This window comes from Alteracholeplasma palmae J233 (genome assembly GCF_000968055.1).
Taxonomy (GTDB): Bacteria; Bacillota_I; Bacilli_A; order Acholeplasmatales; family Acholeplasmataceae; genus Alteracholeplasma; species Alteracholeplasma palmae.
In genome coordinates this window covers 716,868-729,418 of sequence record NC_022538.1, presented here as the reverse complement: position 1 = coordinate 729,418, position 12,551 = coordinate 716,868, and the positions used below count along the sequence as shown (strand labels likewise).

General features: G+C 27.5%; 9 protein-coding genes. 5 read left to right on the top strand and 4 right to left on the bottom strand.

Annotated features, from left to right (window positions below; all coding sequences use genetic code 11):
- Nucleotides 1–54: 54 nt before the first annotated feature.
- Nucleotides 55–1,023 (bottom strand): DUF4434 domain-containing protein, encoded by a 969-nt coding sequence (locus BN854_RS03395; RefSeq protein WP_026658425.1) that lies wholly within the window; start codon nt 1,021–1,023, stop codon nt 55–57.
- A gap of 187 nt (nt 1,024–1,210) precedes the next feature.
- On the opposite strand from BN854_RS03395, the gene BN854_RS03390 reads away from it, so the two are divergent.
- From BN854_RS03390 to BN854_RS07745, 3 genes are read left to right on the top strand one after another with little or no spacing between them, the layout of a single operon-like run.
- Complete coding sequence (locus tag BN854_RS03390; RefSeq protein ID WP_026658424.1) at nt 1,211–1,705, top strand: helix-turn-helix domain-containing protein; 495 nt, start codon at nt 1,211–1,213, stop codon at nt 1,703–1,705.
- Between the two features lie 38 nt (nt 1,706–1,743).
- Nucleotides 1,744–2,268, top strand: coding sequence for an IS3 family transposase (locus BN854_RS07750; RefSeq protein ID WP_084600810.1), 525 nt, complete (start codon nt 1,744–1,746; stop codon nt 2,266–2,268).
- 46 nt (nt 2,269–2,314) lie between these two features.
- Nucleotides 2,315–2,587 carry an IS3 family transposase gene (locus BN854_RS07745; protein ID WP_026658418.1) on the top strand — a complete coding sequence of 91 codons (273 nt, stop codon included), beginning with the start codon at nt 2,315–2,317 and terminating at the stop codon, nt 2,585–2,587.
- Between the two features lie 193 nt (nt 2,588–2,780).
- Here BN854_RS07745 and BN854_RS03380 read toward each other — a convergent pair whose 3' ends face one another.
- Both BN854_RS03380 and BN854_RS03375 read right to left on the bottom strand, forming a co-directional pair.
- Nucleotides 2,781–4,088 carry a sensor histidine kinase gene (locus tag BN854_RS03380; protein ID WP_026658411.1) on the bottom strand — a complete coding sequence of 436 codons (1,308 nt, stop codon included), beginning with the start codon at nt 4,086–4,088 and terminating at the stop codon, nt 2,781–2,783.
- A 7-nt stretch (nt 4,089–4,095) separates the two neighbouring features.
- A complete protein-coding gene (locus BN854_RS03375; RefSeq protein WP_026658405.1) occupies nt 4,096–4,827 on the bottom strand; it encodes a LytR/AlgR family response regulator transcription factor in 732 nt (243 codons plus the stop codon).
- A 332-nt stretch (nt 4,828–5,159) separates the two neighbouring features.
- On the opposite strand from BN854_RS03375, the gene BN854_RS03370 reads away from it, so the two are divergent.
- Nucleotides 5,160–5,687 (top strand): hypothetical protein, encoded by a 528-nt coding sequence (locus tag BN854_RS03370; RefSeq protein WP_026658398.1) that lies wholly within the window; start codon nt 5,160–5,162, stop codon nt 5,685–5,687.
- An 11-nt stretch (nt 5,688–5,698) separates the two neighbouring features.
- A complete protein-coding gene (locus tag BN854_RS03365) occupies nt 5,699–7,174 on the top strand; it encodes an RCC1 domain-containing protein (protein WP_026658391.1) in 1,476 nt (491 codons plus the stop codon).
- A gap of 79 nt (nt 7,175–7,253) precedes the next feature.
- On the opposite strand, the gene BN854_RS03360 is transcribed toward BN854_RS03365, so the two are convergent.
- Nucleotides 7,254–12,512, bottom strand: coding sequence for a DUF1542 domain-containing protein (locus BN854_RS03360; RefSeq protein WP_026658384.1), 5,259 nt, complete (start codon nt 12,510–12,512; stop codon nt 7,254–7,256).
- Between the last annotated feature and the right edge of the window lie 39 nt (nt 12,513–12,551).

The following is a 12,551-nucleotide window of genomic DNA, read 5'->3' as shown; positions in this document are numbered from 1 at the left end:
AAAAGGTGTAAAATTAGTTCTTTTTTATAAAATAACTATTTTGTCAGTCAAAAACTATTTTTTAGATACATATCGCTTATAATCTGCATATATGTGCTGATTACCTTCAATAATTATATGATGCGATACGGAAAAACTAACTATTTCCTCCTTATTATATTTATTAGCATTTTTTAATTGTTCTTTAATTCTTTTAAAACTAGCTACCTTAAATTGGGCATTGTCTTCATAAAACATTTCTATATTAATGATAAATTGGGCTTTTTGATATTTGATAAAGCAGTCATACATAGTATCTAGATACAGTTTAGATTTCTCAAATTTTTTAGCATTATTAGCTGCATTCATATATCCATCCATCGGAAGAATGATATCTATTTCTCTTAACTTAATTGTTTTAAATAAGAGATCAAAAGTATTGAAAATATCTTCGTTACTTCCACCAGCATATTCACTTAAGAAAAAAGAAAATATGATAGGTAAATTTAAGTTGTTATTTTCAAAATATAATACAAGATCATTTATCATATATGCCCAATTATCACTAAAATTACTATTATTAGTATACATTTCAAAGGTTGAATAAAAACCTTTAATTGTTTCTTTAAACTCTTCGTAATAAAGATCATAGATTTCTTTTATAATTAACTTAGATACTTCATTTCTTTCTTTTAAGTACTCTAAATTATTTTGATAATCTTGCCACCATAAGAGATCATTGTTTAACCCTATGTAAACTTTTATATCATTCTTTTTAGCTTGTTTTAAAAATTTATATAAAACAGTATCATACTTTTCTTTAGTTTCTAGACTTGAAGGATATAGTCTATAGGATAGTTCATCACCTTTGGTTTCAATAGTCCATTGTAGAATAATTTCATTAATATCTAGCTCTTTTAATTTTTCAAAGTGTTTGTCATAGTCTGTTTCATCCCAGTAAGTAATAGCCCATGGTTGAATAAAGTCTTTTGTAATTTTAGGAGTAGTCGCTGCTGTTTTTTCTACTAAAAAAATTAAGAGCACTATGCCTAATAAAAATACTAGTACTTAAAGATATTAGTAATAGACACTCTATACACTTAATAACTCTTTTTCTTATTTTTCATAGTATTAAGTGATTAAAATTTAAAAAAAGTCTAAGATATAAAAATTGTAACGAACCCCAATAGTTGGACCTAATAAAATTGGAAAGGCTATTGGGTTTTTTATTATGAAATTAAACTTAGAAGATAAATTGAATATTATTCAGATGGTTGAAAAAGGTATTACTATAAAGCAAATTGCATTAAACTATAACGTTAATCGTGCGACTATTGATACAATATTAAGAATGTATAGAACACATGGTTCTTCTTACTTTAAAGAAAAAGGTAAGAATAGAGAATATTCACAAGAATTTAAATATAAAATAGTTCTAAGAATATTAGAAGGTGAATCTAAATCATCTATAGCCACAAAAATAGGAGCTAATGTAGGTTTGATTTACTCATGGTGTAAAAGATACGATCAATTAGGATATAATGGACTTATCACAAAACAAAGAGGTAGACCAATGAAGGATAAGCCAAAATCTAATTTAGAAATTAAAGAACAAACTAAAGATGAAATCATTAGGGAATTAGAAGCTAAAAATAAACGTCTTGAAATGGAAAATGATCTCTTAAAAAAATTAAAAGCCTTGGTTCAACAAGAAAACAAAAAATAAAAATCATACACGAATCAAGGTCTAAGTATGAATTAAAGATGATGCTAGAGTTTTTTTGTATTAGTAAGTCAACTTACTTTTATAACGTAAAGAACTATAATTTTCCAAAAAAAGATGTCGATTTAGAAAATAAAATAACAGAAATTTTCAACTATCATAAATCAAGATATGGCTATAGAAGAATCACATTATCTTTAAAAAATGAAAATATTCTAGTAAATCATAAAAAAGTTAAGCGTATTATGAAAGAACTTGGTTTATTTGCTAAAAAACCAAAAGCTAAATATAAGTCATATAAAGGTGAACTTAGTAAGACAGCTAAAAATCATTTATTAGTGAAAAAAATTGATACAGAAAAACATACCACCTATTATCAAAGAGACTTTACTACACAGGGGTTAAATCATGTTTGGGGAACAGATGTATCAGAATTTCATATAGCATCAGAAAAACTATATTTATCGCCAATCATTGATTTTAATAATAGAGAAGTTATATCATATAATATATCTAAAGTTCCTAATTATACTCAAATAGAAGATATGTTAGATAAAGCATTCTAATTTAAATGGATTAATATTCCATTCAGATCAAGGCTGGCAATATCAAATGATTCAATATCGAAAATCATTATCTGAAAAAGGCATTATTCAAAGTATGTCTAGAAAAGGAAACTGCTTAGATAATTCAATTGTAGAAAATTTCTTTGGAATTCTAAAAAATGAGATGTTTTATGGGCATGAATATGAATTTAAAACATTAGATGAATTAACAGTGGCTATAGAAAAATATATAAGGTATTACAATGTAGAAAGAATTACAACAAAATTAAAAGGATTGAGTCCATATCAATATAGACAACAATCCTTATCATTAGTTTAAGTACATTATTAGATTATTTTATTAAGTTCAACTTATTGGGTTCATTACAAATATATATCTTATAATATTAATTTTTATTATTTATTGTCTGTATGAATTATATATAATGATAATAAAAAAAGTTCTGGGGTTTCAGAACGATTTTTCAAATTTATAGGCTTTTTCTTTTATTTAATTAGATCCTTTTAAACTATTATGAATGATTCGTTGTTTTAGGAATAGAAAGTTGAATAGAAAAAATTTTGCTATTTTTGTCAATTAGCAATTTAGACATACCACCTTTTTTAGTTATAATATCATCTACTATTTTAATTCCAAAACCATGTAATATTCTATCAGATTTGCTAGTTATATAATGATTATTTTCAATCACAATTGGGGTCTCATAATTATTAGTTATTTTTATCACTAACCAATTGGAAACAGCCTTTGTAGTAATAGAAATAAATCTCTTATCTTCCTTACTTTTCACCGATGCATCTAGTGCGTTACTAAGAATGTTACTAAAAATTTTCATCAATTCTAGCTGTGTAAAATTAATACTATTTGGAAACCTTAAGTCTGAATCAAATTTAATATTATTTTGTTTACACTTGTTTGAATAATCAAAAATAATTGAGTCTACAATAAATGAATTAGAAGTTTTTTCTATAATTGGCATAGATTTAAATGTATCATCTCCAATTGACTCTTGTATAAAACTAATAGCTTCATTTTTGTTATCAGCAGCAATCATATGCTGCAATGACTGCATGATATTGTAATAGTCGTGTTTAAATTTTGCAAGTTCTTTTACGTGTGATTGATATTGTTTGTAGTGTGTGATTTGCATATCTAGTTGTTCTTCTAGTCTATTAGTATAAATTTCAGTTTCAATTGCTTTGATTAAACGTATAATATTATTACTAATATAACCAAATAAAGCAATTGAAAGAATACTCGTAAAAAGATAGGTGAGAGAATACCATAAGTTACTGTCAAAAATGTATTTACCCTGATTAACAACGTATATATAACCTACTTCAATAAAAACATAAAAAGTAAGAAATATGGTTTGTTTTTTGATTGAAAAGAGTAATATTAAATTTTCTGTTTTTATTATTTTAACTATAGCAAATATTAAAAGAAAACCAGTAATAGAGGCAATATGGCTAATCAATAAAGAATTACTAGAAATAGCAATTTCATGAATGCTTGTATTATTTATTAAGGCATATGAAGATAATATAATTCCCCTAGTTGAATAAAACGCAAATAACATAAGAATCCCTGAAAAAAACGCTTCAATCCATCTCATGCCAATGGCTAGATAATAAACAGAAATATGAACAGTTAAAATAAGAATAAGTGTATAAAAACCAAAATCAATATAGTAAACTAATGCACTATATATTGTGAATATAATTCCGGCTAGTAAAAACTCATACCAATGTTGTTTTCTAACTTTAAAATTTTTCCTAAAATAAATAAAAAGTACAATAAACCCAATAATAAATCCCATATTTTAATCACTCCTGTTCTAATTTATGAATCAGATACTTATTAAAAAGTTCTTTAACCTTTTTTTTATGTGTTATTCCTATAGGTATAATTAGATCATTTTTTAATTTGATGTCTTTTCCTTGAAATGAATCTAGATAAGCCATATTGATGATATATGAACGATGAACTCTAATAAAAGTATCTTCAGGAAGTTTACTCTCTATTTCTTGAATTGTCTGTATAAATTCAAAGGATTTACTTTGATCATAATAAACAACTGAATATCTTCCTTGAACTTCAAAACATGAAATTGAGCTATAAGGAATAATTTTAGTTTCTCCTTTTGAAACAGCGGTAAAAACTTCACTTTGCTTCTTATCTTGAAGTGAAAAAGCTTTGCTTAAAATAGATTTTAATTTGTCAACTGTAAGTGTTTTTTTGTGTAAGTAATGAAATGGGTATGTATCAAACGCTTCATAGGCATAATCAATATAGTTAGTTAAAAATATAATTTCATTTTGATAGCCCTTTTCTCTTAATTGCTTAGACACTTCTATTCCATTAGAAAAAGGCATTTCTACATCTAGAATAATTAAGTGATAATAATTAATTTTACTTTCAACACGATCTAATAAATCCATGCTGTTTGAAAAAGAGTCAACATTGACTATATGAACAGTAGAAATAGATTGAACTATTTTAGTATAGTAAGAAAGTATATCTTGGTTATCGTCACATATTGCAATATTGATTATCATAATAGGCTCCTTTTGTATTGTTTTATCTTTATTTTAATCTATAAGGATACAAAAAAGCAAATTGATTGCTGAATTACGCATGTATAAATTAGTTAAAAATATTCATAAAATGATTAAAAATTTTTAGTCTATAGATATTTATATGATGTTAAGAAAAGATTATGGAGAAATTATTTCATCATAAATCAATGTTAATGAAGTAATTGATAACAGTATATCTTTATTTCATAACATATTTGAAAATAAAGAATATAAATAAAAGTATACTTTATGTGGGCATATAAATAATTATTTGTTATAAAGCCCAATAATACAAATTAAGGAGAATAAAAATGAAGAAAAAAATAATTTTACCTATTTTAATTATAACTGTACTACTAACATTAACGGGAGGTGCTTATGCTTATTGGGCATCAACAGTTTCAGGTTCAAATTCAAATGCAGAGTCTAATGTAACAGTAGACCAAGCAGGGGTTGTTACAACTACTTTAAACGTTACAGCTGAAGCACAGGACAAAATACTAGTTCCTGTTGGAAAAGAAAAAAATGGAGTATCCGTAAGTAAAGTAACATCAAGTTTTTCTATTTTATGGAGTGGTATAGGTGCTGAAGGAACTCAAGGTACTTTAACAGCTACGCTACTTTCAGTTAAGGCAGGTGGCGTAGAAATCGATAAAACCTTATTTACATTAGATAATTTAAGTATTACTAAAATAAATGTAGGAACAGGAAAAACTGTTTCTCTTGATATAGAATTCACAAATGAACCTAAAGATGCAAAGGAATATGCAAAAATAGCTGGTAAAGAAATTACTATGACTATTCAGTTTTCAGTTTTCAGTAGTTCTATAATAGCTTAAGGAGGCCAAGTATGAAAAAGTTAGCGATAATATTCCTAATTATTATTGGATCAATTTTATCTATTACTGCTAGTTATTCTTACTGGGCTCAACAAATTGATACTTCCCAATTGGCCCAAAATACAAATATTGAGCAAGAAATTGGCAATTGGGCAACTTTCAATAAGTTGAAATACCAAGAGATAAATGGTAAAAGTTATCATAGTGTATCATCATACTATAACTATAACGTGGCAATCGGAAAAGAAGGTCAATTATATGCATGGGGATACGGTCTTGGTGGACAATTAGGTATTTCACCAGCATCCAATTTAAATACGCCAACTGAAGTCGCTTTTTTTAAAGATAAAAAGATAGTATCTGTTAAAGCCGGTTATAGACATGTTCTGGCATTAACTGATCAAGGTGAACTTTATGCTTGGGGTAATAATGAGCAAGGTGCCTTAGGTCTAGGAAGCGTTAGTGCACCTATGTATCCATTACCTAGAGAAGTGCTATATTTTAAAACAAACAATATAAAAATTGTTAGTATAGAAGCGGGTAATAATTCAAGTTATGCGATCACAGATAAAGGTGAGGTCTATAGCTGGGGATATAATATTTACTATAAATTGGGGCAAGCTAATTTAACATCTTATAGTACTCCTACTAAAATTGATTTCTTCTCATCAAATAATATAAAAATAAAAGATATAAAAACACAATTTGAAGGTGCTATAGCATTAACTGATCAAGGAGATCTTTATGCTTGGGGCTATAGTGCAAATGGAGAACTTGGCATAGGAGCTATTAATTACTTAGACACTCCAAGATTAATTGTATTTCCAGAAAGTATAATAATTAAAAGTTATACTTTAGGTATGTATCATGCCATGGTACTTACTTCAGAAGATAAAGTATATGTTTGGGGTTACAATGCTCAAGGTCAACTGGGACTAGGCGATTTAACAAGAAGAACAACTCCCGTTATAAATCAAGGACTGACCAATCTTGGCGCGAAAAATATTTTTGCTGGAGTATATAGTTCAAGTGCGATGATTACTAAAGATAATAAGATTTATACATGGGGCAATAATAGTTCTCATAAAATTGGGTATGATCGCCCAGCTATTAATCCTAACCCACAAATTCTTAATGATATTCCAAGAGATATTGAATATGTTAACATTGCTTTAGGTACAGAACATACAATTATAGAAGATAAACATGGAAGTTTATATGCATTAGGATTAAATACATACGGTCAGTTGGGTATTGGAACTAATACTTCTACTAACAAAGTAGAACAAATCAACTTGCTTTCCTGGATCAGTATTAAAGAAGAAATGCTTCCTATTGGATATAAGTTTAACTTATACGAATATGAAAAAATAGGGTATAAGTTTTTAGGTTGGTATTTAGATAAAAACTATCAAGAAAAATTTGAAAGTAATTCTGTAATGACAGAAAGCATAAACAATGTATATGCCAAATGGATAAAAATATAGGCTAAAAATGTTTTTTTAGCATAAACTATCTTTTATAAATAAGAGTGCCCCTATTTTTTAATAGGAGCACTTTTGTTGATTATAACTTGTTGACCTTAATGAGTTTTTGTTGGAACAATGTTTGCTTATCTCTGTATGGTAGTGTATAGTTAATTTCTTGGTGATTTTCTATTCTTTCCATTCCTTTTAATTTCATTTCTATTAATTCTATAGCTTGTTTTAAACTTTTTTCTCCTGTTACTTTAAATAGTACTGGTGTTGTTTCATGCATCTTCTTACCAGTCATATCTGTAATGTTATATATTTCAGTATTAATTGTTTTAGGATCTAAATTAAGATATAAATCCATAATGTTACCATGAATCCATACTTTTACAATTGGATCCATTTTATGCATGAATCTTTCGTTTCTCCAAGAATATCTAACAGATACATCTTTATAACTTAATAAATAGTTTTTTAGTTGACTAAATCTTTCTTGGCTTTCTTTTGGTGCTTGATGTAATCTTGCCACAAATGAATAGTTATATCTAATGTATAAACCATCATCTTTTTGTGGGATAACCTGTATAATAGGTCTTTGTTCTTTTTTCTCTACTATGGTTGGGTCAGGTAGAATAATGACATCTTTCTTTTTTTCTATTACTTTTTCTGGTCCTTTTTTAACTTCAACTGGTGTATCTTTTATTTTTATGCCATGTGAAACAATTTTCTTTTCTTCTTGGATTGTCTTTTTAATAATATGGTGTTCCACTGGTTTTTCAACTACTACTTCTTTAGTTACGTGTTGTTCAATGGGTTTTTCTATAAGTGCTTCTTTGGGTTGTTCTACTTTAACAATGACTGTATGGTTATTTTCTACTTTCTTCTTTCTAGGTTTTAAGAATAGATAAATAATATATATGAATAATATAATAAATATTACGAGTAATGCGATTGTAATCGCTAGACTAATCGTTTCTCCTAATCCAAAGAATAATAGTGGTAAAGTAGTTGAAACTAATCTTTTTTTATTACTTCTTCTTTTAAAGAAGATAATAATCATTTCTATTATAATTAGTACTAATAATATGAGACTTGCGTACATATAGATTACATCTTTTTGTTGTTTATCTTGTTCGGCAGCGATTGCTTTTTTACCATCTTCAAGAATCTTATTTATAGCATCTATATCATCAAAGTTATCATCATTGACTAAATCAACTTGATCATTAATAATTTTTTGGACTTCATCACTGATTGGCTTTTTAGCATACTCTTCAAGTTCTTTTTTAACTTCTGCTTGTTTATTTTCTTTTTCTTGTTTTCTTTGTTCTTTATCGATTGCTATTTTACCATCTTCAATAATTTTATTAATTGCTGTCTCATTATCAAAGTTAGTATCATTGACTAAATCAACTTGTTCACTAATAATATTTTGGACTTCATCACTCATTGGTTTTTTAGCATAATCTTCGAGTTCTTTTCTGACATCTTTTTTAGTTTGTTGTCTTTTTGATCCATTTATATCTGTTTTAGCATCCTTGATGATTTCATCAGTTTCATCTTTTTTATTGTAATTAGAGTTATCTATTTTGTTAATTGCTTCTTCAATAATTTGTTTTACTTCATCATTAATTGGCTTATCAGAAAAATCCTCTAGTTCCTTTTTAACTTCATCTTTTTTAGTATCCACTGCTTGTTTTATATGTTCATCAATTTGACTAATAATTTCTGTTGCTTTTGCATCAATAGCATCTTTTTCTGTTAGTTCATTGATTGCATTTTTGCCTTCATTAATAATTGTTTTCAATTCATCTGTTAATGGATCACTTAATTTTAAATCACTTATATGTTCATCTATTTGTTGGGTTGCGTTTTCACGTAATTTATTTATATTTTCTAGTCCTCGATATATTTCGTAGTAATAGTCAACAGTAATATCCTTTTCTTTACCAATTCTTTCAACCTCTGTATATTCAAAAACTGTATCTTGTAATGTTTCTTGTGTTTTTTTATCTATTAAGGCTTTAGCAGCTTGTTTATCAGTTTCTGATACATATTCTAATTGATCAATTAAATTTTCAACAATTTTTCTTTTTTCACCCATATCTTGGTAAAGTAGTTGTTGGTCTATAACTACAGATGCTTTAGTAAATTCAAATAAATGAGTAAGCAATTTATCATCAACTTCTTGAGCATGATCAATATCAACTGCCATGAATTCATCAAATGCTCTATTTTTAAACATATCTAATATTGCTTTTAATTGTATTACAAACTCTTCTGGTAAATCTTCTTTACTTTCACTCTTTTCAAAAACTTCCAAATAACGTTCTTCTATTTTGTTTTTAGCATTGGTTCTTTTTTCGTTTAAACTAAATAGTTTTCTATGTTGATCTAAAATTCTATCTTCAGCCTCTTTAGCTAACTGAGTCACTTGATTTTTACCCGTTGCATTTTTAATTTGCTCAAGTATATCTGTTACATACGGATCAACTGCATTTGTATAAGCTTCTTTTTCTGTAGTAGTAATATTTGGCATTTCTGTGACAAATCCTTGTAATATATTTTTTAGATTATTAATTTCATTTATAGCATCTGTTTTACTTATTTCAAGTGATAAGGATTCCATGTTTGTAAGTGATGCATCTGTTAAATCTGAAACAGCACTTAAAGTAGTTGCTTGTTGTATGTTTGTTTTAACTGTATTAAACTCAGTATCTAATCTTGTTTGATAGTCTAATCTTTCTTCTGGAGTTAAATTAGGCTCTGTATTAATTTGATTTGTAACAATATCATAAGCTCTTTGTAATCTTTTTAATGAAATCTTTTTATAGTTTTCTAGTTTAGCTTTTGTTAATTCTTCTTCCATTTTATCTGCTTGTGTTGTATAAATTGTTTTTGCATCATTTACTGTATTTGATTCTGTTAGTTGGGCTATTTGCGTTTGTCCTTCAGTATAATAAGAGTCTACTAGATCTTTATATACTTTTTTCTCTTCAGTGGTCAATTCTTCTAATTCATCTATTTTTTGTTTAATTTCAGTAGCTTTTTGTTCTAAGTCTGTTGTATAAGCTGTTTTTGCTTCTTCTATTTCTTTAATAGAGCCTTGATTTAATAATCTATTAAGATCATTGATGCCACTTTCAACAATATCAGAAACACGTTTTTCTAGTCTAGCATCATTAATATTTTCTTCTACTTTTGTTGCTTGTTCATTCACTCTATTAATCAATTCCGTTTTTTCTTCAGGAGTTAATACGAGTTCATTAATTTCTTCTATAATTCTTTCTTTTTCTAGGTTATATTCATTAAGTTTAGATTCTTTATAGGTAATTAGAAACTCTCTATTGAGTTTTTCTGTTGCCTGCTCGTATTGATAATCTACCCCATCATTAGATTCTTCACTACTAATAAGAGTTTTAGCTGCATCATAAATTTGATCTATTTGTGCTTTATGTTCATCTTTTTTATCTTTAGTTAAATTAGAAAGTCCATCTACTCTTTCTTTTAAAGCTTCTTTATCATCAAATAGTTCTTTATTTCTCTTATCTGCGTAGTCTTCAAATTTTATTGTTGCTAGTTTTTTTCTCATATTATCTAGCGCAACATTATAGACATCTTGGCCAATTGCTTTATTATAAGATACTTCAATACCGTCAGCGCCATCTTTGAATAATAAATCTATTTCTTGTTTTCTTAAAGTTTTTTTATCAGGATCTAGATTTTCTAATTCATCTATTTCTTGGTTAATTTTATTTTTTTCTACTTCTAATTGTTTTTTCATTTGTCTTCTTTCACTATCATTTAACCCAGGAAATTCGACACTGGTTGGGTTAGACATTAATTTGTCATTTTCTTTAATAGTTAATCCTACTGTTGTTTTTTCATCTGAAAGTTGACTGTCTAAAATAGTAACGCTTCCATCTTTTTGAATTGGATATTCATTACCCTTATAGTACACAAGTGTCCCTTCAGCATAAGTAGTTCCATTAGCCTTTTTAGGTGTTACTTTAATATTCCCTCTATAATCTTGTATCACATCTATATTATGAATAGGTACTGTTTTATAGCCTGGAATGGTAATTTCTACTTTTTCTGATACATCCTTATTTCCTTCTTTAATAGTCATTTGTGTAGTTAAATCATACTCTGGAAACTCACTTCTAGGAATTTCAATGATGCCTTGAGGATTGACTGTATATTGTTTTTCTATACCATCAAATTTTACAATACTACCATTAGAGTATACTCTATCAATATCAGTTCTAGGTGTTATTCTGTGTGGTCCTCCTATATTGGTTGACTGCTTATATGTAATAGGACTTGTTTGATAACCATTCACTAACATATTATAAGGATTTGACTTACCTTTTCCGGTTTCTCTAGTATAAGCATTGCCTATAGTATCATATCTTGGAAGAGTGCTTTTTTGAACTGTTACAGTTCCTTGGTTATTAAGAATAAGTGGGTTATTAATACCCGGTAAGTATAGTTCTGTTCCTTGTGCATATTTCACATTGCCACTTTGTAGTGGTGTAAATGTATATGCAGTACCACTACTAGTTACATCCACTTTATTGAGTTTCTCTGATGTGAAGTAACCATCTGTTTCTAATGCTTTTATAAATACTTTATCGTAATGGTCTCCTGTTGCACTTGACATAAAGAAATTCATTTTTGAAGTATTAGTTATATTCAATAATGGAACATCCATTTTTATGATTGTATTGTTATTATTAAAAGTATATGTTGTGATTCTTGTTGTTGCATTATAGTTGATGTCTAATTTTACTTTTTTATCTCTAAAATATGCAAATGCCCCAAATTCTATCGCTTTTCCAGTTGTTGCTGAGCCATTTCTTTTATTATTTCTTGCATAAATAGCTGGCACTTTATAAGGATCTGCAGAGCCATTTTTATAGGTGTCTAGTACGAGCATACTACCATTTATAGGTCCTTCCATAAGTCCTCTAAATCCATTGTTATATAGACTTCCGTAATTACTTTCAGTAAAACCAAAGATAACACCATCAGCTGGTATACCTCCAATTGCAATTTCTAATTCTAGTTTTACATTAAAGTTATACTTTGGACTAAGTTGATCTTTATAGTATAAATATCCGCTTTTATAGGTACCATAGTCCATCAATCTGAATCTATTATCATCCACTAATTTAGTTATACCAAAAGTTCCAAAATAATCTTTTGAAGTTTCTGTGTTAGTAATTCTTCTTCTATACTCTGATCCATCAGTATCCATGTATGAATCTGGTTCAGCAGCTTTTGTAGCGCCACCTGTGAATACAAATAACAATAATAATACATTTAGAATCACAATCAATTTCTTTTTCATATTTCCCTCCATTTTGTCTTTTATTTTTTATAAAAATAT